This is a genomic window from Curtobacterium sp. MCLR17_007 (assembly GCF_003234655.2).
GTDB lineage: Bacteria > Actinomycetota > Actinomycetes > Actinomycetales > Microbacteriaceae > Curtobacterium.
Genome location: NZ_CP126271.1, coordinates 1,537,459 through 1,562,849, shown reverse-complemented (window position 1 = coordinate 1,562,849; position 25,391 = coordinate 1,537,459). Strand labels below are relative to the sequence as shown.

Here is a 25,391-nt window from a genome sequence, read left to right as displayed (position 1 = left end):
CGAAGGAGTCACATGCACCGCCGCATGCTCGCCATCGGCACCGCCCTCGCGGCGACCGTGGCGCTCACCGTCTCCGGCTGCGCCACCGGCAACACGGTGGCCGGACCCGAGGCGAGGACCAAGCACGGTCCGATCACGATCTGGTACTCGAACAACGCCCAGGAGGTCACCTGGGGCAAGGGGCTCGTCAGCTCGTGGAACAAGGACCACCCGGACGAGCCGATCAGGGCCCAGGAGGTCCCCGCGGGCAAGAGCACCGAAGAGGTGATCGGCGCCGCGATCACGGCCGGCACCACACCGTGCCTGGTGTTCAACAACCTGCCCGCCGCCACCGGGCAGTTCCAGAAGCAGGGCGGCCTGGTCGACCTGTCGAAGTTCCCCGGTGCCGACGCCTACATCCAGGCGCGCTCGGGGAAGACGGCCGACCAGTACAAGTCCCCGGACGGTGACTACTACCAGATGCCGTGGAAGTCGAACCCGGTGATGATGTTCTACAACAAGAAGGTCTTCGCGAAGGCCGGGTTGAGCACCACCGACCCGAAGCTCAGCACCTACGCCGACTTCCTCGCTGCCGCCGCGAAGATCAAGGCCACGAAGGCCGCGCCGTTCGCCATCTACCCCGCGGCGACGAGCGAGTTCTTCCAGCCGAACTTCGACTTCCTGCCGCTGTACGCCGCCGAGACCGGCGGGACGGGGCTGCTCGACGGGGACCAGAAGGCCACGTTCGACGACGCCGCCGGCAAGGACGTCGCGAGCTTCTGGAAGACCGTGTACGCCAAGGGGTACGCCGGCAAGGACCAGCTCCAGGGTGACGCCTTCGCCACCGGCCAGGCCGCGATGGCGATGGTCGGCCCGTGGGCGGTCGCCAGCTACAAGGGTGCGGTGGACTGGGGCGTCGTGCCCGTCCCGACGAAGGACGGCACCGCAGCGGACGCGACCTGGACGTTCCCGGACGCCAAGAACGCCGCGATGTACGCGTCGTGCCGCAACCAGGGAACCGCGTGGGACGTCCTCAAGTACGCGACGAGTCCCGACCAGGACCGCGCGCTGCTCGAGACGACCGGGCAGATGCCGATCCGGAAGGACCTCGCGTCGACCTACGCGGACTACTTCGCGAAGAACCCGTCGTACCGGGAGTTCGGCGCCCAGGCAGCCAGGACCGTCGACGACCCGACGGGTCCCAACTCGACGGCCGTCCTGCAGGCGTTCCGGAACTTCTGGACGAAGGCCGTCATCTCCGGCGACGGCGAACTCGATCCGCAGCTCGCCGCCGCGGCCACCAAGACGACCCAGCTCGCTGTCCAGAAGTGAAGGAGGACCGACCATGACCGCAACAGCGACCGCCCCGGCCGCCGCATCCGCTGGGGACCGCGGTCAGCACCGGCACCCCTGGCGCATCCGGGTGTTCGGCAGGAACCCCCTCGGCTGGCTCTTCAGCGCGCCGTACCTGGTGTTCGTGCTGGTGATCTTCGCCTACCCCCTGGTCCTCGCCGTCTACATGTCGTTCCACGACTACTTCTTCTCGGCCCCGGGGGCGACCGTCGACCGACCGTTCATCGGCGTGCAGAACTACGTGCAGGCGTTCGAGGACCCCCAGGTCCGGCAGTCGTTCCTGAACGTCGGCGAGTTCCTGCTCATCAACGTGCCGCTCACCGTCGTGCTGTCGCTCGTGCTCGCGGCGGCGCTCAACAGCGTCGTCCGCTGGTCGACGTTCTTCCGGGTCAGCTACTACGTGCCGTACGTCACGGCGTCCGTCGCCGTCGTCGGCGTCTGGCTGTTCCTGTTCAACCAGACCGGCCTCGTGTCGAAGCTCCTCGGCCCGCTCGCCCCGAACCCTGGGTGGCTCGTCAACGAGCACTGGGCGATGCCGATCGTCGCGCTCTTCGTCACGTGGAAGCAGCTCGGGTTCTACATCCTGCTGTACCTGGCGGCGTTGCAGAACGTGCCGAAGGAGCTCTACGAAGCAGCCGCGACGGACGGTGCGGGCAAGGTGCGGTCGTTCTTCTCCGTGACCGTCCCCGGAGTCCGACCCGCGACCGTGCTGGTCCTGCTCCTCAGCACCGTCATCGGGGCGAACCTGTTCACGGAGCCCTACCTGCTGACTGGCGGCGGCGGCCCGAACGGCTCGTCGTCGTCACCCGTGCTGGTGATGTACCAGCAGGGCATCGAGCAGAACCACCCGGGGTACGCGTCCGCGATCGGCATCGTGCTGGTCGTCGGGGTCATGGTCATCGCGTTCCTGCAGAACCGATTCGCCGGAGGAAGAGAACGATGAGCCAGACAGCAACCGGCGCCGCAGGCGCTGCGGGCCTCCCCGTCCCGGGGACCGGCACCGGCGGGGACGACGAAGGTCGGGCCTCCAGACCGCGCCGCACGCGGCGACGCCGCATGGACGGGATCCAGCTGAGCCGCGGCCAGGCGGCGCTCCGGTTCGTGGTGCTCCTCATCGGCGCCGCGGTCTTCCTGTTCCCGTTCTGGTACATGATCGTCGGCTCGCTCCAGGCGTCCCCGGACACCTCGATCGCCGGTGCGTTCCCGAACCCGTCGAACATCACCGGGCACAACTACGCCGAGATCAACTCCCGGGTGAACCTCGGCCAGGGGCTCCTGAACTCCGGCATCTACACCGGCGGCGTGGTGATCTGCACGGTCGTCTTCGGCGTCCTCGCCGGCTACGCGCTCGCGGTCCTGCAGTGGAAGGGACGCGGCGTCACCTTCGCCCTGGCACTCCTCGTGCAGGTCATCCCGTTCCAGCTGCTGATGATCCCGCTCTACGTGCTCATCGCGCGGAACTACGGACTCGCCGACAACTACCTCGGCATGATCCTGCCGTTCGCGATCAACTCGACGGCGGTGATCATCTTCCGCCAGTACTTCCTGCAGGTCCCGCAGGAGATCTTCGACGCCGCGCGGATCGACGGTGCCGGTGAGATCAGCGTGCTGTGGCGGGTGGCACTCCCCCTGGTCCGGCCGGCGCTCGTGACCGTGGTGCTCGTGACCTTCATCGGGCCGTGGAACGACTTCCTCTGGCCGTTCCTCATCACGAAGGAGGCATCGATGCAGCCCCTTGCGGTGTCGCTCGCCAACTACATCTCGAACATCGCCCAGTCGACCGCGAACCCGTTCGGAGCGATCCTCGCCGGGGCGGTCGTGCTCGCCGCGCCGGTCGTCGTGCTGTTCATCGTGTTCCAGCGCTACTTCATCTCGACCGACGTCGGGTCCGGGGTCAAGGGATGAGCGCCGACCTCGACCCGAGCCGGTCCGAACCGAGTCAGCTCGACCGCGCCCAGCTCGTCGCCGACTACGAGCGAGCCCTCCGGCACGACAACGCGCTGACCGACCGGATCTCGACGGACGACTTCTCCGCCGTCTACGACGACCCACCGGCCTGGATGATCGGGCCGTTCCGGCGCGATCCGTCGCTCACCTTCACGCAGCCGCGTGCCTGGGCGGACCCCACCGGGATCGGGTGGACGGCCGAGTCCGTCTTCAACCCCACGCTGGGCGTCGCTCCGGTCGACGGACGGCCAGGAGGCCCGGAGCAGCTGCATCTCGTCTACCGTGCGGCCCCGCGCAAGGAGAGCACCTCGTCGCGGATCGGGCACGCGGTCCTGATCGCGGACGGCTGGGTCGACGACGGCGGCCCGATCCTCTGGCCGACGCTCCGCAACGAGTCGCTCGGGGTCGAGGACCCGAAGCTCTACCGTGCCGAGGGACGCTGGTTCCTGTTCTACAACGGCATCTGGGACACCACCGGGACACCCGAGCGTGCCGAGTACCCGTCCGCCGACCACCTGGACGGCGAAGTCGGATGCGACATCAACCTCGCGGTGTCCGATGACCTGGTGCACTGGGAGAAGCTCGGACAGGTCGTGCCGTACGCGGTGTCGCAGCTCTGGGCGAAGGGCGCCGTGATCCCGCGGAACGACCGCGGCGAAGCGGTCCGGATCGGCGGCGAGTACCTCATGTACCTGTCCGAGGGGTGCGGTGGACGCCTGACCGTCGGCCACTCCGACGACATGGTGCACTGGACGTTCGCGCCCGAGGACTACCTCGACATGTCCTCGCTCGGGCCGCAGCTGTACGAGGTCGCGTGCGCGGTCGTGGACGGCGACCGGCTCGTCCTCGACTTCTTCCACCGCGACCCCGCCGGGCACTTCGCCGCCGCCCAGGCCTGCTACGACGTCGACGCCCCGTTCACCCAGCGCGAGCTGCACAGCGGCGGGTCCCTCGCGTGGGGCGGGTTGCTCCGCTGGGACGGCGACCGCGTGTTCGCACAGGGCTGGGACGCGCCGCGCGGCACCCGCGAGATGTACTGCTACCGAGAGGACCACCATGACTGACGCCCTTGCCGCCGCTGACTTCCCGTACGCCCTCGAGCGGGTCGGCCTGCTCATGTCGCCGCTGGCGGACGACCCGCTCGAAGCCGAGGGTGTGCTGAACCCCGGCAGCGGCCGCGGCCCGGACGGCGAGCTCTACCTGCTCCCCCGGCTCGTGGCGACCGGCAACGTCTCCCGGATCGGCATCGCCCGCGTCGTCGTCGAGGACGGCGTGCCCGTCGGTGTCGAACGCGAGGGGATCGTGCTCGAGCCGGAGCGGACGTGGGAGGTGGGGGCGCAGAACGCCGGCGTCGAGGACCCGCGCACCACGTTCCTCCCGGCCATCGGCCTGCACGTCATGACGTACGTCGCCTACGGGCCGCTCGGACCGCACACGGCCGTGGCCGTGTCGGAGGACCTGCGCGCGTGGCGCCGGCTCGGACCTGTCCGGTTCGGGTACGACGACGCCCTCGACGTCGACCTCGGTCTGTACTTCAACAAGGACTGCGTCTTCCTCCCCGAGCCGGTCGTCGGACCGGACGGCGTCACGAGCATCGCGGTGCTGCAGCGCCCGGGCTGGGACCTGTCCGAGATCCGCCCCGGCGAGGGCGTGCACCCGCCGTCGTGGGTCGAGGACACCCGGCCGTCGATCTGGATCTCGTTCGTGCACCTCGACCGGGTCCGCGAGGACGTCGGGGCACTCGCGGAGTGGCGCGGGCACCGGGTCCTCGCCGCACCGGAGATGCCGTTCGAGGAGCTCAAGATCGGGGCGGGACCGGCGCCGATCCGCGTGCCGGAGGGCTGGTTGCTCCTCCACCACGGGGTGACCGGCGAGCTCGTCGGCTCCCTCGCCCAGCAGCAGAACGTCAACTACGCGGCCGGGGCGATGATCCTCGACGCGGAGCGGCCGTGGCAGGTCGTGTCCCGGACGACCGAGCCGCTGCTGTCCGCCGACACCGAGGACGAGCAGTCGGGCATCGTGCCGAACGTGGTGTTCCCGACGGCGATCGAGGAGATCGACGGGGTGCGGTACGTGTTCTACGGGATGGCCGACTCGAAGATCGGGGTGGCGCGGCTCGTCCGCCGCTGAGCACCCGCCGTACGCTGACCGCATGACCCAGATCCGCACCGGCTGCGACCTGGCGTCGGTCGACGACGTCCGCGCCGGCATCAGCGCCCACGGCGAGCGGTACCTGGCCCGCGTCTTCACCCAACGGGAGCGCGCCGACGCCGGAGACGACCCGGAGCGCCTGGCGGCCCGCTTCGCCGGGAAAGAGGCGGTCATCAAGCTCCTCCGCCCCACGCGGTCCGAGTCGGTCCCGCTCCGCGACGTCGCGATCGTCCTCGACGAGCAGGGCGCACCCCGTGTCGAGCTCGTCGGAGCGGCCGCCGGACTCGCGGCGACGGCCGGCATCACCACCGTCGACGTGTCCCTGTCCCACGAACGGGGGCTGGCGCTCGCGACGGCCGTGGCCTTCGCGGAGCAGTGACGGCCGACATGCCCGGCGAGCCTGTCAACCCGTGCAGGAACGGGTCCGGAGGGTGCGGGTTCCCGCACCGGCACGGCGGTTTACCGGGGCCGTCCGCTCCCTATGGTTGCTCACATGCAACAGGACCAGAACACCGGAGCGACCTCGCTCGCACTCGCTGACCCGACGGCCGAGCAGGCCGTCCGACGTGCGCTCGCCGACCACGGACGCCTGACCGTCGACGCCGGGGACGTCGCGTCGACCGCCGACCTCTACGCGCTCGGGCTCACCTCGCACGCCACGGTCAACGTGATGCTCGCCGTCGAGAACGACCTCGACGCGGAGTTCCCCGACCACGTGCTGAACCGCGCGACCTTCGGCTCGGTGGCGTCCATCGTCGCCGCCGCCGCACTGGCGACCTCATGACCCTGACGGACCAGGAGACCCCGCTGCTGCAGGCCGGACCGGTCCCCGTCGACCGCTTCGCGGAGCGCACCGCCGCCGTCGCTGCCGTCGCCGCACAGCACGCCGACGAGGTCGACCGCGACGCCCGCCCCCCGCGCGAGGCCATCGCCGCCATGCGCGAGTACGGCCTGCTCGCCGCCGCTGTGCCGACCGGACTCGGTGGCGAGGGTGCCTCCGTCTCCGAGCTCTCGGTGATCGCGACCGAGCTCGGTCGCGCGTGCGCGGCGACGGGCATGGTGTTCGCGATGCACCAGGGGCAGGTCATGGCGCTGTGGCGGCACGGCGGCGACGGCGCCGGCGTGCTCGCGATGACCGCCGCGGTCCGCGACGGTGCCCTGGTCGCGTCGTCGACGACCGAGAAGGGCGTCGGTGGTGACGCCCGCCGCTCGACCTGCGCGATCGAGACCCTGCACACCGAGCACGAGCCCTCGTCTGTGGCCCGGATCCGCCTGCGCAAGGACGCGCCGGTCATCTCCTACGCCACCGAGGCCGACGTCGTCCTCGTCACCGCGCGCCGCGACCCCGACGCCGCCGCGTCCGACCAGCGGCTCGTCGGCTGCTGGACGAAGGACACCGTGCTCTCGCAGACCTCGACGTGGGACACGATGGGGCTCCGCGGCACGTGCAGCAACGGCTGGGTCCTCGACGCCGAGACCACGGCGGACGCGGTGTTCCGCGACGACTACGCGACGATCTCCGCGCAGACCGTCCTCCCCGTCTCGCACGTCCTCTGGGCGTCGGTCTGGCTCGGCATCGCCGCGTCGGCCGCCGAGCGTGCGCGGGCAGCGGTCCGCAAGCAGGCCCGGGCGAACGTCGGCACCACGCCCCCGGGTGCGCTCCGGCTCGCGGAGCTGCTGGTCGAGCTGCAGTTCCTCGCCGACAGCGTCCGGCACGCTGCGGAGCGGTTCGACAGCGTCGCGGACGACCCCGACACGCTCGAGTCGAGCGCGTACGCCCTCGCCGCCAACGCGCTGAAGATCGGCGCGTCCGAGCGGGTCACCGACCTCGTCACGAAGGCACTGCGCATCGTCGGGATCGCCGGGTACGCCGCCTCCGGTCCGATGAGCATCTCCCGGAACCTCCGCGACGCCCACGGTGCTGCCGTCATGGTGAGCAACGACCGTCTCCTGCAGAACGACGCCGGACTGGCCCTGATGACCGGAGCGATCCTGTGACGATCACCGACCCCACCACCGCGACCGACACGCCGCTCGACCGGGCCCGCGCAGCGTTGCGCCGGGACCTGCTCGCCGACGGCGTGCTCATCGACCTGGGCTCCCCCGGCCTGTACGGCCGGACCGGTGTCTTCGAGCGCGTGTCCAGCGCGGTCGACACCGCCGGGGTCCGATCGATGGCCGACCTCGACACCGCGGTGGTCCGCTTCCCGCCGGTCGAGCCCCTCGCCGCCTTCGAACGCACCGACTACATCGCGTCGTTCCCCGACCTGGCCGCGTCCATCTCGGGCTTCACCGGCGACGACCGCAAGCACCGCGAGCTGCTGGCGGCGCGCGAGCGCGGCGAGCGGTGGGAGGACTTCCTCGACCCCGCCGACCTCATGCTCACCCCGGCGGTGTGCCACCCGCTCTACGGACTGCTGACGGGGACGGTCCCGCAGCAGGGCCGCACCTTCGACATCTTCGGTGACTCGTTCCGCCGCGAGCCGTCGCTCGACCCGATGCGCCTGCAGGCCTTCCACATGCACGAGTTCGTGCACGTCGGCACCCCGGCCTCGGCGCAGGCGCACCGCGACGGGCGTGTCCCCGCGATCCGCGACCTGCTGACCTCGTTCGGCCTCGAGATCGACGTCGTCCCGGCCAACGACCCGTTCTTCGGCCGGGTCGGCCGGATGCTGGCCCGCAACCAGGTCGAGCAGGCGCTGAAGTTCGAGTTCGTCACGCCGGTCTACGGCGACGCCGGCGACCCGACCGCGATCGGCTCGGCCAACCTGCACGAGGACCACTTCGGCACGTCGTTCGACATCCGCACCGAGGACGGCGAGGTCGCCCACAGCGCCTGCGTCGCCTGGGGACTGGAACGCGTCACCATCGCCCTCTTCGCCGCGCACGGCACCGACCCGGCTTCGTGGCCGGCCGACGTCCGTCGCGCGCTGGACCTGTGACCACGTCGCACGGGTGGTCGGGTTCCCCGGCCCTCCGTGTCGCCGTCCAGACGCCGCCGTCGGCACGGCTCGGTGTCGTGATCTGCCCGCCGCTCGGCCAGGAGGGCGTGATCGCCTACCGCACGCTGCGCCTGCTGGCAGACCGCCTGGAGGCCCGTGGCGTGGCCTCGATCCGCTACGACCCGTCCGGACGTGGTGACGCCCAGGCCGATGCGGACCCCGACGCGCTGCTCCGGTCTGCCCGGCACGCCGCGGCCGTGCTCCGCACGACCGGTGTCGAGCGCGTCGTCTTCGTCGGACTGGCGTCGGCGGCGCTCGTCGCGGCTGCGGCGGCCACGGACGACGACGGGCTCGTGCTCTGGGACGCTCCGGAGTCGGGTCGCGCCTGGCTGCGGCGACAGCGCGCCCTGGCGACGATGACCATCGGTGCCCACCGCGTCGTCGACGGTGTCGAGACCCTGGTCGGCATCGACCTCGACCCGGACCAGCTGGCGGCCGTCGGGGCACTCCGACACGGTCCCCGGTCCGACGCCACCCTGGTGCTGGTGCGTCCCGGTGCCCGCGCCCCGAAGGCCCTCGGGGACGTCGCCGTCGTCGAGGTCGCCGGGAGCGCCGAACTCCTCGACGGCACGAGCATCCACGCGCGCATCCCCGCCGACGCCCTCGAGACGGTGGTCTCCTGGATCGATGACCTGGCACCCGCCGCCGGGACCGCCACGACCCCTCCGGAGGTGGACGACGTCCTGCACCTGGGGCACGGCGTGTCCGAGCGTGTCGTGCTCCTCGGCCCGGAGCGCCTGTTCGCGATCGAGACGGTGCCGCACGACGAGGACGCCCCCGTGGTCGTGTTGCACAACGGCGCAGCGGAGCACCGCGTCGGCGCGTCGGACTACCAGGTGGAGCTCGCTCGGGCACTCGCGCGGGACGGCGTCCGCGTGCTGCGTGTCGACCGCCGGGGCACGGGCGAGAGCTCCCCCGTGGCCGCCGACGAACGCGACTACCTGTTCGCACAGGAGTGGATCGACGACCAGGCCGCGGTGGTGGCCGCGCTCGACGTCGACCACGACCGGCTCGCGCTGGTCGGCATGTGCGCCGGCGCCTGGCTCGCGGGACGCGGGTCGTCCGCGTCCCCGCGACTCGTCGTGGAGATCAGCCCGAACGACTACCGGCGACGTGCCGCCGAACCCGGCAGCTACAGCGACGGCGTCCGGGCCGTCGACGCACCGTCACCGGCCAGACGGTGGGTGCGTGAGCGCTACAACGTGGTCGTGCCGGAGGCCCTGCGTGAGCGCATCGCGCGCCGGGACCGTGCCGGCGGCGTCGTCGACCACGTCCGTCCGCTGGTCTCCGCCGGCACCGACGTCGTGATGATCGCCGCGGACGTCGACGCCGCCCTGTTCGACCGGCTCGGTGGGCGGGCGGCCCTCGCGCGCTGGGCACCGGGCGCCGAGCCGGGTTCGGTGACCCTCGTCCGCGTCCCCGGGGGCGACCACTCGCTGTTCTCCCCGCACATGCGACGGGCCGTGGTGTCCGAAGTCCGCGCGCGGGTCAGGGCCACGTTCCCGGCCGGCGTGCGACCGAGTAGGAACTGAGGGGTGCGACGAGCGACGGTGGCGGTGACGGCAGCGGCGCTCGTGGTGCTCCTGACGGGGTGTTCCGCGAACCAGGGCGCTCCGCCGTGGCCGCGGCCGACGGACCTCGCCGGACGCGCCGAGGCCGCCGGACTCCACGACGTGTGGGGGCAGCGGCTCGCCGAGCACATCCACACGCACCTGTCGATCACCGACGGCGACGAGCAGGTCGTCGTGCCCGGTGACGTCGGGCACTCCGCGGCACGCAGGTTCGCGGCCGAGATCCACACGCACGACACCTCCGGCATCATCCACGTCGAGTCCCCGGAACGTCGGGACTTCACCCTCGGTCAGTTCTTCGACGAGTGGGGAGTCTCGCTCGGGCCCGGACACGTCGGGGGGCTGCACGGTGACGTCACGGTGTGGGTCGACGGCGACCGGTGGTTCGCGAACCCGCGGTCGATCCCGCTGCGGGACCTGGAGCAGGTCGACATCGCCGTCACGACGTTCGGTGAGGCCCCGCACCGCTCGGCCGCGTTCGACTGGCCTCCGCAGTACCACTGACCGGCCGACCGGCCAGCGCCGCGACGACGGCGTCGGGGTGCTCGACGTGCGCGAAGTGGCCGCAGTCGTCGAGCAGGACCGTCCGGACGTGCGGCAGCACCTCGGCGAGGCGCCCCAGGTCCTCGACCCGGGCGAACACGTCGTCCCGTCCGGCGACCGCGGTGACCGGGCTCCGGACCGTGCGCCACCGGTCCGTGTCGTAGACACCACCCGCGGCAGCGGCGGCCAGGAAGCCGGCGGGCCGGAGCTCCTCGACGAAGGCATCGAGCACGCTGCGGTCCAGCGCCCGCACGTGCGTGAACACCGGCGCGGCCAGCAGCCGCAGCAGTCCGACGCGCGCCAGGCCGCGCAGCATCGGCACCGCGGCGCTCCGGGTGACCGCCAGACCGGCGCGCAGCAGCGCGAACGCCGGCAGGGTCAGGACGCCACGGAGCGGGTGCCGGGCGGCGTCCGTCGCGGCGAAGGTCGTCCCCGACACGAGCCCGATCGTCCGGATCCGCTCCGGGACGGCGACCCCGAGGTGCAGGGCGACGAACGCGCCCATCGAGTGCCCGACGACGTCGACGGCGCCGACACCGACCGCGTCGAGGACCTCGGTCAGCACCCGCACCGTGTCGTCGATGCCGATCGGGGTCGTCGGAGCCGGTGACGAACCCCACCCGGGCAGGTCGACGAGGACCAGACCGCGGTCGCCGTACCCGTGTGCCGCACGGAGCAGGGGCGTCCAGGTGGTCCACGACCCGGCGACGCCGTGCAGCAGCAGCAGTGGTCGGTCGCCCGGGCGCGCGTGCACGACCACGGGGCCGGACGAGGTCGGCACGACGATGCGGGTCAGCGACCACGGGACGGGGTCTGCCGACACCGGGAACGGGGCGTACGCGGTGGACGCGACCACGTCGGGTGGGGACGTCGTGTCGTGGGTGTGCACCGTGCCTCCTGTCGGGTGCGGATGCACCTGCGGAGGATTCGGAACCGGACCGACGAGCGGTTGCTAGCCGACGGTGACGGGCGCCGTGCAGGCGGCGAGCCGGTCGAGCGCCGCGCGGTACTCGGTCACGTCGCGGGCCACGCCGGGCTCGGAGATGATCGACGCGCGGATGCGGCCCTGGACGTCGATGACGAACGTCGCCCGGTTCGCGAAGCCCTTGTGCTCGAGGAACACGCCGTACTCCTTGGCGACGGCGCCGTGCGGCCAGAAGTCCGCGAGCAGCTCGAAGTCGTAGCCGTTCTGGTCGGCGAACGACCGCAGCGTGGCCTTCGAGTCGACCGAGATGCCGATGAGCTCGATGCGGTTGTCCTGGAACATCGTGATGTTGTCCCGGAGGTCGCAGAGCTCGGTCGTGCACGTCGACGAGAACGCCAGCGGGAAGAAGACGAGGGCGACCGGGCGGGTGCCGCGGAAGTCGCTGAGGCGGACGTGCTCACCGAACTGGTTCGGGAGCTCGAAGTCCGGCGCGAGTGAGCCGATCTCCAGTGCCATCGTTGGGTGCTGCTTCCTCGGGCTGCGGGTGTGCCCGTCGATCCACGCCCCGCGGGTTCGCGTGGGCACGATCGGCAATCGTACGCCGACGACACGTGAATGCAAGCGTGCGCGCACCCAGGCTCCGCCTCGCCCGTGGGGCGTGTGCGCACCCGTGCTCCGCGTCGCCTGTGGGGACCGTGTGGACGGGGCTCCCACAGGCGACCAGTCGGTGGTGGGGCCTAGAGTGGACGGCGGCTCCCACCGACGGTCGCGACCCGATCGACCGGTGGACCACCTATGTCCACCACCACGAGAACGAACGAGGTCAAGGGTGACGGTGAACGACCAGGACCCGCGCAGCATCGCAGGGACCGACCAGGACCCGGAAGAGACCGCAGAGTGGCGTGAGTCGCTCGACGGACTCGTCGCGACGCACGGCCACCAGCGGGCCCGCGAGATCATGCAGAGCCTGCTGAAGCGCTCGAACGAGCTGCACCTCGGCGTGCCGATGGTCCCGACGACGGACTACGTCAACACGATCGCTCCGGAGAACGAGCCGGAGTTCCCGGGCGACGAAGAGCTCGAGCGCCGGTATCGTCGGTGGATCCGCTGGAACGCGGCCATCACGGTGCACCGCGCGCAGCGGCCCGGCATCGCGGTGGGTGGACACATCTCGACGTACGCGTCGAGTGCCGCCATGTACGAGGTCGGCTACAACCACTTCTTCCGCGCACAGGACCACCCGTCCGGTGGCGACCAGGTCTTCTTCCAGGGCCACGCCTCCCCCGGCATGTACGCGCGTGCCTTCATGGAGGGCCGGCTCGGCGAGGACCAGCTCGACGGCTTCCGCCAAGAGCAGTCCCACGCCGGCGGTGGACTGTCCTCGTACCCGCACCCGCGTCTCATGCCGCACTTCTGGCAGTTCCCGACCGTGTCGATGGGCATCGGCCCGATCAACGCGATCTACCAGGCGCAGCAGGCCAAGTACCTGTCGAACCGCGGCATCAAGGACGCGATGGACCAGCAGGTCTGGGCGTTCCTCGGCGACGGCGAGATGGACGAGGTCGAGTCCCGCGGCCAGTTGCAGGTCGCGGCCAACGACGGCCTCGACAACCTGAACTTCGTCATCAACTGCAACCTGCAGCGGCTCGACGGACCGGTCCGCGGCAACGGCAAGATCATCCAGGAGCTCGAGGCGTTCTTCCGCGGCGCGGGCTGGAACGTCATCAAGGTCGTGTGGGGCCGCGAATGGGACGACCTGCTCGCACGCGACACCGAGGGCGCGCTCCTCAACCTGATGAACCAGACGCCGGACGGCGACTACCAGACGTACAAGGCCGAGAACGGTGCCTACGTCCGCGAGAACTTCTTCGGGCGCGACCCGAAGGCGCTCGAGCTGGTCAAGGACTACACCGACGACCAGATCTGGAACCTCAAGCGCGGTGGCCACGACTACCGCAAGGTCTACGCGGCGTTCAAGGCCGCGACCGAGCACAAGGGCCAGCCGACCGTCATCCTCGCGAAGACGGTCAAGGGCTACGGTCTCGGCCCGAGCTTCGAGGGCCGCAACGCGACCCACCAGATGAAGAAGCTCACGCTCGACAACCTCAAGCAGTTCCGCGACGAGATGCGCATCCCGATCTCCGACGCGCAGCTCGAGGAGAACCCCTACACGCCGCCGTACTACCACCCGGGCAACGACGACGAGGCGATCCAGTACATGCACGAGCGCCGTCGGGCCCTCGGCGGGTACGTCCCCGAACGCCGCACCAAGTACACGTCGATCACCCTGCCGGACGACGCCAAGTACCAGGTCGTCAAGAAGGGCTCCGGCAAGCAGGAGATCGCCACGACCATGGCGTTCGCCCGACTGCTGAAGGACCTGCTGCGCTCCCCCGACTTCGGCAACCGCGTGGTGCCGATCATCCCGGACGAGGCACGCACGTTCGGCATGGACGCGTACTTCCCGACGGCGAAGATCTACAACCCGAACGGGCAGCACTACACGTCCGTCGACCGCGAGCTGCTCCTGGCGTACAAGGAGAGCCCGCAGGGCCAGATCATCCACGTCGGCATCAACGAGGCCGGGGCGATGGCGGCGTTCACCGCCGTCGGTACCTCGTACTCGACGCAGGGCGAGCCGCTCATCCCGGTCTACGTCTTCTACTCGATGTTCGGGTTCCAGCGCACCGGCGACGCCATCTGGGCCGCTGGCGACCAGATGACCCGCGGGTTCATGATCGGCGCCACCGCCGGTCGCACCACGCTCACCGGTGAGGGCCTGCAGCACGCCGACGGCCACTCGCTGCTCCTCGCGACGACGAACCCGGCCGTGGTGTCCTACGACCCCGCGTACGGCTACGAGATCGGTCACATCGTCCAGGCCGGCCTCGACCGGATGTACGGCACGAACGAGGACGGCTCGCCCAAGCACGCCGACCCGAACGTCATGTACTACCTGACGGTCTACAACGAGCCGATCGTCCAGCCGGCCGAGCCCGAGGGCATCGACGTCGAGGGCATCGTCAAGGGCATGTACCTGCTCAAGGCGAGCGAGCACGACGGACCCAAGGCGCAGCTGCTGGCGTCCGGTGTGGCCGTGCCGTGGATCCTCGAGGCGCAGCAGCTGCTCGCCGAGGACTGGGGCGTGTCGGCCGACGTCTGGAGCGTCACGAGCTGGGGTGAGCTCTACCGCGACGGCCTCGCAGCGGAGCAGCACGCGTTCCTCAACCCGAACGAGCAGCCGCGCACGCCGTACGTCACCGAGCGCCTGCTCGGCACCGAGGGGCCGGTCGTCGCCGTCAGCGACTTCATGCACCAGGTGCAGGAGCAGATCCGCCCGTTCGTCCCGACCGACTACGCCACGCTCGGCGCCGACGGTTTCGGGTTCTCGGACACCCGCCCCGCGGCCCGCCGCTTCTTCCACATCGACGGCCCCTCGGTCGTCGTGCGGACGCTGCAGCAGCTCGCACGTCAGGGCCGGATCGACGGCGCGCTCGTCCAGCAGGCGATCGACAAGTACCGCCTGCACGACGTGACCGCCGGCACCACGGGCAGCGCCGGCGGCGAGAGCTGACGCCGGTAGTGACGACACCCCGCACCGACCCTGCCGGGGGCCAGCAGAGCGACCGAGAACGTGCGCTCTCCTGGCTCCGGCAGGTGTCGGGCGAACTCTCGACCGCCACCATCAAGCGGCTCGAGGACACGCTCCCCTGGTACAGCGAGATGCCACCCGGCCGCCGGTCCGCCGTCGGCATGGTGGCGCAGGCCGGCATCACGTCGTTCATCTCATGGCTCGAGGGCAGTGCGTCAACCCCGTGGATCGCAGCTGCCGACGTCTTCGGATCGGCACCGCGCGAACTGCTGCGCTCGGTGAGCCTGCAGCAGACCCTGCAGCTCATCCGCGTCGTGGTGACCGTCGTCGAGGAACGCGCAGCCGACGACGAGATGCTGCAGGAGGCGATCCTCAAGTACTCCCGCGACATCGCCTTCGCCGCTGCCGACGTGTACGCCCGCGCGGCCGAGGCCCGTGGGCTCTGGGACGCGCGACTCGAAGCACTGGTGGTCGACTCGATCCTGTCCGGAGAGTACGACGACGAACTGCCGTCCCGCATCGCCGCCCTCGGCTGGCACGGGCACGGCGAGGTCGCGGTGCTCGTCGGGACCGCGCCGAAGCAGCTCGAGGTGGACCAGGTCCGCCGCACGGCCCGGCACATGGACGCCGACGTGCTGATCGGGGTGCAGGGCTCCCGACTCGTCGTGGTCATCGGTCGCGCGACCCCGCGCGACGACGTGCCCGACGGCGAGGAGCCGGTCTCGTTCATGGCCATCGCGCAGTCCCTCGAGCCGTTGTTCGGCGAGGGGCACCTGGTCCTCGGCAACGAGGTCCCGGGGGTGGTGGATGCATCCACCTCGGCGAAGGCCGCACTGGCCGGCTTCGCGGTCGCGCGGGCCTGGCGCGGCGCACCCCGCCCCGCGCTGGCTGACGACCTGCTGCCTGAGCGTGCACTCGCCGGTGACCCGCTCGCCAGGTCCGCTCTGGTGCAACGCATCTACGTGCCGCTGAAGGACCAGTCCACCGAACTCCTGCAGACGCTCTGGTGCTACCTGGACACCGGGCGCTCGCTCGAGGCCACGGCGCGGGAGCTCTTCGTGCACCCGAACACCGTTCGGTACCGACTGCGCCGCGTCGCCGACATCATCGGGTGGGACGCCACGCACGCCCGCGACGCCCTGATCGTGCAGTCGGCGCTGATCCTCGGGGCCATGTCCGAGTCGGCGTCGGGCCGTCGCCGCCCGGTCCGCCGGTAGGGGTCCCACAATGTCGCACCCCGATCTGTGTCGGGTGTCCACACGGGTGCCGCTCCCCAACCCAGACAGGATTGTCCGGTGATCGTCGTCGTCGCGCCCGGACAGGGCTCCCAGACCCCCGGTTTCCTCGCCCCCTGGCTCGAGGACACCGCCGTCCGTGACCGCGTCGGGGAGTGGTCCGAGGCGATCGGCGTCGACCTCGCCCTGCACGGCACCGAGTCCGACGCGGACACGATCAAGGACACGGCGCTCGCACAGCCCCTCATCGTCGCGGCAGGCATCATCACCGCCGACGCACTGCTCGCCGACGGTCGCCGCGCCCTGGTCGGCGGTGTCGCCGGACACTCGGTCGGCGAGTTCACCGCCGCAGCCGTCGCCGGTGTGCTGCAGCCGACGGACGCCGTCGCGCTGGTCGCCGAGCGCGGTCGTGCGATGGCCGATGCCGCGGCACTCGAGCCGACGTCGATGGCCGCGGTCCTCGGCGGTGACCCGGACACGCTCGCGCAGGCGCTCGACGCGCACGGGCTGGTCCCCGCGAACCACAACGGAGGCGGGCAGACCGTCGTCGCCGGCACCGCGGACGCGATCGCCGCCCTGGCGGCCGATCCGCCCGCCAAGGCGCGCGTGGTGCCGCTCGCCGTCGCCGGTGCGTTCCACACCCGGTTCATGGCATCCGCGGTCGACCGGGTCGCGCCCGTCGCAGCCGCGACGACCGTCACCGATCCGACGCTCCCCATCTGGACCAACGCCGACGGGTCCCGCGTGGACGACGGCCGGCACTTCGTCGAGCTCATGGTGCGCCAGATCGCCAGCCCCGTGCACTGGGATGCCGTGATGGCCTCGTTCGCGCAGGCCGGCGTCACCGGGATCATCGAACTCGCACCGGCCGGTGCCCTCGTCGGACTCGCGAAGCGCGGCCTGCGCGGCACGCCCACCGTCGCGATCAAGTCCCCCGAAGACCTGCCGGCCGCGATCGAACTGCTGCAGAGCGCCCAGGGCGCGGAGAAGACCGAGGTGACCGCGTGACGGACGCAAGCAACACCGACGACCGGACGACGGGCCTCCAGGCCGACGCGACCACCGCGGGCCGACCGGTCCTGGCGCAGCGCCGCGGGCACGAGTTCAGCCGCATCCTGGGCTTCGGCGCCGCGCGCGGTGAGCGCACGGTCCCGAACGACGACCTGATCGGGCCGATCGACTCGTCCGACGAGTGGATCCGCCAGCGCACCGGCATCGTCACGCGCAAGCGTGCCGGCGCGGACGTCGAGGCCGTCGACCTGGCCGAGGCTGCTGCGCTCGAGGCGATCGCGAAGGCCGGCATCACACCCGAGCAGATCGGCGTCGTGCTCGTCAGCACCGTGACGCACACCGTGGCCACCCCGTCGATGGCGTCGCTGCTCGCCGAGCGCATCGGGGCCACGCCGGCCGCCGCTTACGACATCAGCGCCGCGTGCGCCGGGTACGCGTACGGCATCGCCCAGGCGGACTCGTTCGTCAAGTCCGGCATCGCCGACCACGTGCTGGTCGTCGGCGCCGAGAAGCTCAGCGACGTCGTCGACCCGACCGACCGGTCCATCTCGTTCCTGCTCGGTGACGGTGCCGGCGCGGCGATCGTCGGGCCGAGCGACTTCCCCGGCATCGGTCCGACCATGTGGGGGTCCGACGGTTCCAAGTGGGACGCGATCGGCATGACGGCGACCTACAACGAGTGGGCGGCCGGCGCTCCCCGCCCGACGATGCGACAGGCGGGGCAGACCGTGTTCCGCTGGGCCGTCTGGGAGATGGTCAAGGTCGCACGCGAAGCACTCGACGCCGCCGGCGTCCGCCCCGACCAGCTCGCCGCCTTCGTGCCGCACCAGGCGAACATCCGCATCATCGACGAGTTCGCCAAGCAGCTCGGCATCCCGGAGTCCGTGATGATCGCCCGCGACATCACGACGACGGGCAACACCTCGGCCGCGAGCATCCCGCTCGCGACGCACCGCCTGCTCGAGGAGCACCCCGACCTGTCGGGCGGCCTCGCCCTGCAGATCGGGTTCGGCGCCGGACTCGTGTTCGGCGCGCAGGTGGTCGTCCTGCCCTAGGACGGCCGCCACTTCCCACAGTCCCGCCCGGCGGCGGGCGCGGGTCCACCCCGTGCCCTAGGCTGGTCCACGGTCAAACGACACCCCCCTCAAGGAGACACCATCATGGCCCTGTCCAACGAAGAAGTCCTCGCCGGCCTGGCCGAGCTGATCAACGACGAGACCGGCATCGCGACCGACACGGTACAGGCCGACAAGTCGTTCACGGACGACCTCGACATCGACTCCATCTCGATGATGACCATCGTCGTCAACGCCGAAGAGAAGTTCGACGTCAAGATCCCCGACGAAGAGGTCAAGAACCTCAAGACCGTCGGTGACGCCGTCGACTTCATCGTCAAGGCCCAGGCCTGACACGAACTTCCTGAGCGCCGTGGTCCGACTCGACCTCTCCGGTCACGGGCTGCGGCGCTCGCCATGTCCACCTCAGCAGAAACCAGTCGTTCCATGACCAACAAGACCGTCGTCGTCACCGGGATCGGTGCGATCTCCCCCCTTGCCGCGACCGCCTCGGAGACCTGGGACGCCCTGCTCGCGGGCAAGTCCGGCATCACCAGGATCGAGGACCCGCGCTTCGCCGAGCTCGAACTCCCCGTCGAGTTCGCCGGCCAGGCGCGCCACTGGATCACCGACCAGCTCACCCGCCCCGAGACCAAGCGGCTCGACCCCTCGTCGCAGCTCTCGCTGATCGCCGCGCGCGAAGCCTGGGCCGACGCCGGCATCGACAACACGACCGTCGTCCCCGAACGGCTGATCGTCGACTGGGCCACGGGCATCGGCGGGGTCAACACCCTGCTCGACGCGTGGGACACCCTGCGCGAGCGCGGCCCGCGGCGCGTCCTGCCGATGACGGTCCCCATGCTGATGGCGAACGGGCCGGCAGCGGCCATCGAGATGGAGTTCGGTGCCCGCGGTGGCGCCCGGACCTACCTCTCCGCCTGCGCGTCCTCCACCGAGTCCCTGGCCGAGGCCTACCGGCACGTCGCGACCGGCGACGCCGACATCGTCATCGCCGGTGGTGCCGAGGCTGCACTGCACCCGATGCCGCTCGCGTCGTTCGCAGCGATGCAGGCGCTCTCGCGTCGCAACGACTCCCCCGAGACCGCATCGCGTCCGTACGACGTCACGCGTGACGGCTTCGTGCTCGCCGACGGTGCCGCGGCGCTGATCCTCGAGACGAAGGAGCACGCCGAGGCCCGCGGCGCGAAGATCTACGCCGAGGTCGCCGGCGCCGGCATCACCTCGGACGCGTTCCACATCACGGCGCCCGACCCCGAGGGCAGCGCGGCCGCCCGCGCCGTCCTCATGGCGCTCGAGCACGCCGGTGCCACGCGTGAGGACATCGTGCACGTCAACGCGCACGCCACGTCGACCCCGGTCGGGGACATCGCCGAGTACCACGCGATGCGCCGGGTCTTCGGAGACCACCTCGACTCCGTCGTCGTGTCGGCCACCAAGGCCTCGACCGGGCACCTGCTCGGTGGTGCGGGTGCGCTCGAAGCCGTGTTCACGGTCCTGGCGCTGCACGAACGGGTCGCCCCGCCGACGATCAACCTCACGCAGCAGGACCCCGAGATCGTCATGGACGTCGCGACTGCACCGCGCGAGCTGGCCGAGGGCGACCTGGTCGCGCTGAGCAACTCGTTCGGCTTCGGTGGCCACAACGCGGTCGTCGCGTTCCGCTCGGCCTAGATCGACGCGGCGCACGGCACCGCGGAACGGACACGGCACCTCGCGATCGCGGGGTGCCGTGTCCGTTTCGCCGTGCGATCTGAGGAGACACTGCGGCGCGGCTTCCCGGCATCGCCTCGGCCCGGTCGTGCGGAGCAGTGAGACACACGAGACGCCGCCGTGTTCGGCGGCGTCTCGTGTGATCGGGGGCGCGCTGGGCGCGGTCGCGGCGGGTCAGCCGACGCGGTGGAGCCAGACGACGGGGTTGCCCTCGGCGGCGTGACGGAACGGCTCGAGCTCGTCGTCCCAGGCCTGCCCGAGCGCCAGCCGCAGTTCGCGGTGCAGTTCGAGTGCGTTGCTGCCGGCGACCTCCATGGCGTACCGCACGCGGTCCTCGGGGATGACCATGTTGCCGGTGACGTCGGTCTGCGCGTAGAAGACGCCGAGGTCGGGCGTGTGCATCCACCGGCCGCCGTCCGAAGCCGCCGTGGGTTCCTCGGTGACCTCGTAGCGCAGGTGCTCCCACCCGCGCAGCGCAGATGCGATGGCCGCTCCGGTGCCGATCGCGCCGGTCCACGTGTACTCGGTGCGACGGGCGCCGTCCTGAGCGGGCTGGTCGAGCCATGAGAAGTTCACGGCGCGACTCATCGCGCGACCTGCTGCCCATTCAACGTGGGGGCAGAGCGCGCGAGGGGAGGAGTGCACGTAGAGCACTCCCGACGCAGTCCCGGTCATGGTTCCTCCGATCATCAGGTGCGACTTCCCCATCGACCTGTGCAGGAGGCCCATCGGCCAGTGCTGGAGGATCCGTGATCAGCGCTCGAGAGCGGCCCGGAACCATCGATATGCGATTGTGACGTCCTGTCGGACACGCCCATTATGCAGCGTGGCCGCTGGGAACGGCAAGGCCGTGCCTGCGATCAGTGGAAGACAGCCCCGTCGATGTCGAGCGGGTGCCGCTCCCCCGCCGCGATCGGCGCGCTCATCCGGTTCGACGGCGGTGGGATCGGGCAGGCGTACTGGTACGAGAACGCGCACGGCGGCAGTACCAACCGGTTCCAGTCGAGCTCGACCTCGGCGGCGACGCCGGGGTCGTCGAGGAACAGGAACCGACCCATCGAGTAGGCACTGCCGGGGTCGCTCTCCGGCAGCGCACTCGTGCCGTCCTGAACGATCAGCTGGAGTCGCTGCGTCCCGCGGTACGGCGCCGACCGCACCGCGACGAGCTCCGCCGTCTGCCCGCCGATGCTCGTGGTGACCGTGCCGGCGACCACGAGCGGTTCGCCGGCGGCGTCGAGGACGTGACCGGGTGCCGCGTGGTCGGAGACCGGGACGAACCGGCCAGTGGTGACGAACCCGTCGGACGCGGGGAACCGGTCGATGCGCGCGAAGCGGGTGATCGCGTCGGCGGCGGGATCCCAGACACGCAGGGTGTGTCCGCCGCCGGTCGCCGCGACGGTGCCGGCGCGCCCGTCGGGGAACGCGACGACGGAGGCGACCACGGCGTCGTCCCCCGCGACCAGGACGGTGCCGTCGACCGGCACCCCGTCGACGACGACCCCGTCCTCGGCACCAGCGGTCACGGTCAGTCCGCCCGTGGCGGGGGCCCACTGACCGGGCACGGGCCACACCACCTGGGGCTGGTCGACCCGCTGTGCGTTGACCAGCGCGAGCGGCCCACGCGGACTGCGCACCCAGCGCTCACGTGCCGCCGCTGCGTCGTCGAGCTCGGTCACGCCTGTTCCTGCCGGGGGTAGATGACCTTCTGCACGATGATGATCACCGATGCGGCGACCGGGACCGCGACGAGCGCACCGAGCACCCCGCCGATCGTGGCCCCGGCGACGGCCGCGATCACGACGAGCGCACCGGGGACCTGGACCGCGCGGGACATGATGCGCGGGGAGATCACGTACGACTCGACCTGCATGTACACCAGGTAGTAGATCGCCGCGGCGAGGGCCGTGGCCGGGGACGCGAACAGGCACAGGAGCGAGATGACGATCGCGGCACCGATGGTGCCCACGAGCGGGATGAGCGAGCCCATGAACGCGAAGGTGGCCAGCAGCACCGGCAACGGGGCGCCGATGATGAGCAGGAAGACCAGGCTGAGGACCCCGTTGATGCCGGCCTGGCTGATCTGTCCGACGACGTACCGGCCGACCGACGAGGTCACTTCTTCGCTCACGGCGATGTAGTTCTGCCGACGCGACGCCGGGACGAAGCGGTACATCATGCGCTTCATCCCCCGCATCGACGCGAGGAAGTAGAGCATCAGGATGAGGACGATGAGCGCTCCCGTGAGGCCCGACAGGATGCCGCTCCCCACCGCGAGGATCCCGCCGCCGAGACTGAGGAGGTTGCCCGGGTCCTCGACGAAGGACTGCACCGACTGCAGCGCGTGGTCGACGTCGAACGAGCCGGCGAACTGCTTCGAGAGGTCCTGCACCCACTCCAGCTGGGAGACGTTCTCGACGATGTCCGGGAAGTTCTGCACCAGGTTCGTCGCCTGGGCGATCAGGATCGGCACCACGGCGAACACGACCCCGGCGAACGCGGCCAGCACCGTGATCACCACCGCGAGGATGGCGAGCCAGCGCGGGATGTAGCGCTCGAGGAACGTCACCAGCGGGTCGAGGCCGAGCGCGATGAACAGGGCGACGCCGATGTAGACCAGGACGGTCGAGAGCTGGCCGATCAGGGAACCCGCCAGCAGGGCGACGAGCACACCGATGCCGCCCATGAACCCGATGCGGAAGGCGTTCACGCGTACGCCGGTGGATCCCTTGGAGGCCTCGAACGTCACGTTCGGGGTGGGGCCTTGGCTGTCGACCACGTCAGGGCCGTGGCTCTTGTTCTTGCGGAAGTGCACGTGGGGCGCGCCGGCCTTTCGGGTCTTCTCGGACCCGCGCTGGGTCACGACGTGGAGCGGGCCAGCGTCAGGAACTTCTCGAACCCGCGCTGGGTCACGACTACGTGGGGCGGGCGGGACTCGAACCCGCGAATCGTTCCGTTATGAGCAGACTGCCTTGACCAGCTTGGCTACCGCCCCTCGTCGGCAGGCCTAGGCCACCGGTTCACCACGATACAGCGCCTCGAACGTCGTGAGCGTGCGGTTGATGTCGTGTGCCTCGATCATCGCGAGGCTCCGTGCACGCATGGCTGTGTACTCCTCGTCGGAGGCGGTGAGCACCATCGTGAGCTTGTCAGCGAGGTCACGCTCGCTGCCCGGCTCGAAGAGGTACCCGTTGCCGTCGATCAGGTGCGGCAGCGCCATCGAGTCGGCGGCCACGACGGGGAGACCGGATGCCATCGCCTCGAGCGACGAGATGCTCTGGAGTTCGGCGGTGGACGGCATCGCGAACACCGTCGAGTTCGTCAGCGCGCGGTACTTGACCTCGTCCGAGACGAACCCGAGGAACGTGACGCGGTCCTCGATGCCGAGTTCCTTCGCCAGGGCGGTGAGCTTCGGGATCATCTCGCCGTCGCCGACGATGGTGATCGTCGCGCGGAGTTCGGACGGCAGCAGCGGGAGCGCGCGGAAGAGCACGTCGAGGTTCTTCTCCGGCGCGATCCGCCCGACGAAGGTGATGTCGTTGGTGGCCGGACGGCCCTCACGCGCGAGGTACCGCGAGGCGTCGATGCCGCACGAGATCGCGAGCACGCGCTGTCCGGCGATCGCCTTGCGGAGGTAGTCGGCCGCCAGGTTGGTCGGCGTGGAGATGACGTCCGCGAGCCGGTAGGTGTGCGCGGCGTCGTTCCACGCGATCTTCAGCGCGATCGGCAGCGTGAACCGGCCGAACGGCGTGTACTCGAGCAGGTTCTCCGGCATGAAGTGGTTCGTCGCGATGATGCGGATCCCGCGGTCGTGCGCCTCGCGGGCGACGCCCCGACCGACGATGATGTGCGACTGGATGTGCACGACGTCGGGCTTGAACGCGTCGATGATCGGCGCGACGTGCTTGCGGACCGTCCAGGGCCATGCGAACCGGAGCCACGCGTGCAGCGGCCACTTGTACGAGGGCAGGCGGTGCACGACCAGGTTGACCCCGTGCAGTTCCTCGTCGTAGGTGCCGTGGTGGCGGTTGGCGGCCGGCGCGATCACGTGGACCTCGTGGCCGCGCTCGATGAGTCCGACGGCGAGCTGTTCGGTGAAGGTCGCGGCACCGTTGACGTCCGGGGCGAACGTGTCGGCGGCCATGAGCACCCGCAGCGGCCGGTGCTCCGTGGGGTGGTCGAGCGGGGCGGGGGTGGCGTCTCCTGACACGGCGGGCGTCGTCCTCTCCTGGGCCTTCGTCCGGTACCCGTCGCTGGCGCTGGTACCGGGCTGGTCTGGGTGTGAAACGCTACCGTACGCCGATCGGTGGGCACGTCCGCCGCGCGGCTGACATGCGCCCGGACCGATAGGCGGCAGCACGGCAGCGCCGCCGGCACGCCTACCGGCGCGCAGCCTCGGGGTGGTGCTTGGCGAGCAGGAACACGCCCGTGACGGCGATCGCCGCAGCGACGACGAACCCGAGAACGGCGATCACCGGCGCACCGGTGGCCTCACCGAGCACGATCACGCCGATGCCCACCGCCACGATGGGGTCGACCACGGTCAGCCCCGCGATCACCAGGTCCGCAGACCCGGTGGAGTACGCGTTCTGCACGAAGTACCCGCCGAGGCCCGCCGCGACGACGACCCCCACGATGGCCAGGACGGTCACCCAGTCGAACGTGTGGTTCACGAAGCGGTTGAGCGTCACCTTGGCGAGCGTCGCGACGAACCCGTAGAGGATGCCGGCCCCGACGATGTAGTACAGCGCGCTCTTGTGCTTGGCCACGACACGGAAGGACACGAGCACCAGGGCGAGCACCACGGCCAGGATCAGCAGCACCGTGATCAGCTGGGGTTGGGTGATCGCGCTCTCGTGCCCGACGAACGCCGCGATCGCGACGAAGATGCCGACGCCGATGATGCAGGTCCACACCGCGCGGCGCGCCGGCTGCCCGAGCGGGATGCCCGACGAGCGGGACGAGAACCACGTGGTGATCACGAGCGCCACCGCACCGAGGGGCTGCACCACGATCAGCGGTGCGAACGTGATGCTGATCAGCTGCAGGACCACGGCGATCCCGAGCATGAGCGTGCCGAGCACCCAGTAGCCGCTGCCGAGCAGGGCCATGACGTGCCCGATGCTCAGCCCCTTCGACTGCTTGCCGAGCTTCGCCTCGACGCGCTTGACCCCGCGCGACTGGAACTGCGCCCCCAGGGACAGGAACACCGCTCCGACGAGGGCGACCGGGATCATCAGCGCCTGGAACGGCGTCAGGTTGCTCACTGCCGCAGGCAGCTGGAGGTCCGGCGTCACGC

Annotated in this window: 24 protein-coding genes and 1 tRNA gene; 17 read left to right on the top strand and 8 right to left on the bottom strand. The window is 70.7% G+C overall.

The genetic code is table 11. The features are described 5' to 3' along the window. Positions 1-12 precede the first annotated feature (12 nt). The 11 genes from DEJ13_RS07380 to DEJ13_RS07330 all read left to right on the top strand — a co-directional run bounded on the left by DEJ13_RS07380 (position 13) and on the right by DEJ13_RS07330 (position 10,507). Positions 13-1,311, top strand: a complete 1,299-nt coding sequence (locus tag DEJ13_RS07380; RefSeq protein WP_111107447.1) for an ABC transporter substrate-binding protein — start codon at positions 13-15, stop codon at positions 1,309-1,311. A 13-nt stretch (positions 1,312-1,324) separates the two neighbouring features. Then, the gene (locus DEJ13_RS07375) at positions 1,325-2,275 is read left to right on the top strand and encodes a carbohydrate ABC transporter permease (protein WP_111107448.1); all 951 of its coding nucleotides are present in this window, start codon (positions 1,325-1,327) and stop codon (positions 2,273-2,275) included. Between the two features lie 113 nt (positions 2,276-2,388). Continuing rightward, positions 2,389-3,237 (top strand): carbohydrate ABC transporter permease, encoded by an 849-nt coding sequence (locus DEJ13_RS07370; protein ID WP_056125284.1) that lies wholly within the window; start codon positions 2,389-2,391, stop codon positions 3,235-3,237. Beyond that, positions 3,234-4,343, top strand: a complete 1,110-nt coding sequence (locus tag DEJ13_RS07365) for a glycoside hydrolase family protein (RefSeq protein WP_111107449.1) — start codon at positions 3,234-3,236, stop codon at positions 4,341-4,343. The genes DEJ13_RS07370 and DEJ13_RS07365 overlap by 4 nt, the downstream gene beginning before the upstream one ends. Beyond that, positions 4,336-5,409, top strand: coding sequence for a glycoside hydrolase family 130 protein (locus tag DEJ13_RS07360; protein WP_111107450.1), 1,074 nt, complete (start codon positions 4,336-4,338; stop codon positions 5,407-5,409). The genes DEJ13_RS07365 and DEJ13_RS07360 overlap by 8 nt, the downstream gene beginning before the upstream one ends. 22 nt (positions 5,410-5,431) lie before the next feature. After that, on the top strand, positions 5,432-5,809 hold the full coding sequence (locus tag DEJ13_RS07355) for a holo-ACP synthase (RefSeq protein ID WP_111107451.1): 378 nt from the start codon (positions 5,432-5,434) through the stop codon (positions 5,807-5,809). A 114-nt stretch (positions 5,810-5,923) separates the two neighbouring features. Then, complete coding sequence (locus tag DEJ13_RS07350) at positions 5,924-6,214, top strand: acyl carrier protein (protein WP_056125291.1); 291 nt, start codon at positions 5,924-5,926, stop codon at positions 6,212-6,214. Continuing rightward, on the top strand, positions 6,211-7,428 hold the full coding sequence (locus DEJ13_RS07345) for an acyl-CoA dehydrogenase family protein (protein ID WP_111107452.1): 1,218 nt from the start codon (positions 6,211-6,213) through the stop codon (positions 7,426-7,428). Before DEJ13_RS07350 ends, DEJ13_RS07345 begins: the two co-directional genes overlap by 4 nt. Next, a complete protein-coding gene (locus DEJ13_RS07340) occupies positions 7,425-8,372 on the top strand; it encodes an amino acid--[acyl-carrier-protein] ligase (protein WP_111107453.1) in 948 nt (315 codons plus the stop codon). The genes DEJ13_RS07345 and DEJ13_RS07340 overlap by 4 nt, the downstream gene beginning before the upstream one ends. Next, entirely contained in the window at positions 8,369-9,964 is a 1,596-nt protein-coding gene (locus DEJ13_RS07335; RefSeq protein ID WP_111107454.1) for an alpha/beta fold hydrolase, read from the top strand. Before DEJ13_RS07340 ends, DEJ13_RS07335 begins: the two co-directional genes overlap by 4 nt. Before the next feature lie 3 nt (positions 9,965-9,967). Continuing rightward, a complete protein-coding gene (locus DEJ13_RS07330; RefSeq protein ID WP_111107455.1) occupies positions 9,968-10,507 on the top strand; it encodes a hypothetical protein in 540 nt (179 codons plus the stop codon). Here the strand turns inward: DEJ13_RS07330 and DEJ13_RS07325 are convergent. Further along, the gene (locus tag DEJ13_RS07325) at positions 10,443-11,435 is read right to left on the bottom strand and encodes an alpha/beta fold hydrolase (RefSeq protein ID WP_181437082.1); all 993 of its coding nucleotides are present in this window, start codon (positions 11,433-11,435) and stop codon (positions 10,443-10,445) included. The genes DEJ13_RS07330 and DEJ13_RS07325 overlap by 65 nt on opposite strands. A 63-nt stretch (positions 11,436-11,498) precedes the next feature. Next, entirely contained in the window at positions 11,499-11,987 is a 489-nt protein-coding gene (locus tag DEJ13_RS07320) for a peroxiredoxin (protein ID WP_056125303.1), read from the bottom strand. Positions 11,988-12,300: 313 nt separating this feature from the next. Between DEJ13_RS07320 and aceE the strand changes: the two genes are divergently transcribed. From aceE to DEJ13_RS07290, 6 genes are all read left to right on the top strand, one after another. After that, positions 12,301-15,045, top strand: coding sequence for a pyruvate dehydrogenase (acetyl-transferring), homodimeric type (aceE, locus tag DEJ13_RS07315; RefSeq protein WP_111107457.1), 2,745 nt, complete (start codon positions 12,301-12,303; stop codon positions 15,043-15,045). A gap of 8 nt (positions 15,046-15,053) precedes the next feature. Continuing rightward, positions 15,054-16,280 carry a PucR family transcriptional regulator gene (locus DEJ13_RS07310; RefSeq protein ID WP_056125306.1) on the top strand — a complete coding sequence of 409 codons (1,227 nt, stop codon included), beginning with the start codon at positions 15,054-15,056 and terminating at the stop codon, positions 16,278-16,280. A 78-nt stretch (positions 16,281-16,358) separates the two neighbouring features. Then, a complete protein-coding gene (locus DEJ13_RS07305) occupies positions 16,359-17,306 on the top strand; it encodes an ACP S-malonyltransferase (protein WP_111107458.1) in 948 nt (315 codons plus the stop codon). Between the two features lie 71 nt (positions 17,307-17,377). Next, positions 17,378-18,364: a beta-ketoacyl-ACP synthase III gene (locus tag DEJ13_RS07300; protein ID WP_111107479.1), complete on the top strand. Its 987-nt coding sequence runs from the start codon at positions 17,378-17,380 to the stop codon at positions 18,362-18,364. A gap of 105 nt (positions 18,365-18,469) precedes the next feature. After that, on the top strand, positions 18,470-18,718 hold the full coding sequence (locus DEJ13_RS07295) for an acyl carrier protein (RefSeq protein WP_056125310.1): 249 nt from the start codon (positions 18,470-18,472) through the stop codon (positions 18,716-18,718). A 93-nt stretch (positions 18,719-18,811) separates the two neighbouring features. Next, entirely contained in the window at positions 18,812-20,056 is a 1,245-nt protein-coding gene (locus DEJ13_RS07290; protein ID WP_111107459.1) for a beta-ketoacyl-[acyl-carrier-protein] synthase family protein, read from the top strand. Positions 20,057-20,269: 213 nt separating this feature from the next. Here the strand turns inward: DEJ13_RS07290 and DEJ13_RS07285 are convergent, their stop codons facing one another. The 6 genes from DEJ13_RS07285 to DEJ13_RS07260 form a co-directional block, all read right to left on the bottom strand. After that, entirely contained in the window at positions 20,270-20,770 is a 501-nt protein-coding gene (locus tag DEJ13_RS07285) for a DUF3145 domain-containing protein (protein ID WP_082518210.1), read from the bottom strand. Positions 20,771-20,955: 185 nt separating this feature from the next. Next, on the bottom strand, positions 20,956-21,771 hold the full coding sequence (locus DEJ13_RS07280; RefSeq protein ID WP_111107460.1) for a DUF1684 domain-containing protein: 816 nt from the start codon (positions 21,769-21,771) through the stop codon (positions 20,956-20,958). Next, a complete protein-coding gene (locus tag DEJ13_RS07275; RefSeq protein ID WP_258374140.1) occupies positions 21,768-22,955 on the bottom strand; it encodes an AI-2E family transporter in 1,188 nt (395 codons plus the stop codon). The genes DEJ13_RS07280 and DEJ13_RS07275 overlap by 4 nt, the downstream gene beginning before the upstream one ends. A 57-nt stretch (positions 22,956-23,012) precedes the next feature. Further along, positions 23,013-23,087, bottom strand: a tRNA-Ile gene (locus DEJ13_RS07270). A gap of 12 nt (positions 23,088-23,099) precedes the next feature. Continuing rightward, the gene (locus DEJ13_RS07265; RefSeq protein ID WP_056125317.1) at positions 23,100-24,302 is read right to left on the bottom strand and encodes a glycosyltransferase; all 1,203 of its coding nucleotides are present in this window, start codon (positions 24,300-24,302) and stop codon (positions 23,100-23,102) included. A 169-nt stretch (positions 24,303-24,471) separates the two neighbouring features. Continuing rightward, positions 24,472-25,389, bottom strand: coding sequence for a DMT family protein (locus DEJ13_RS07260; protein ID WP_181437083.1), 918 nt, complete (start codon positions 25,387-25,389; stop codon positions 24,472-24,474). Between the last annotated feature and the right edge of the window lie 2 nt (positions 25,390-25,391).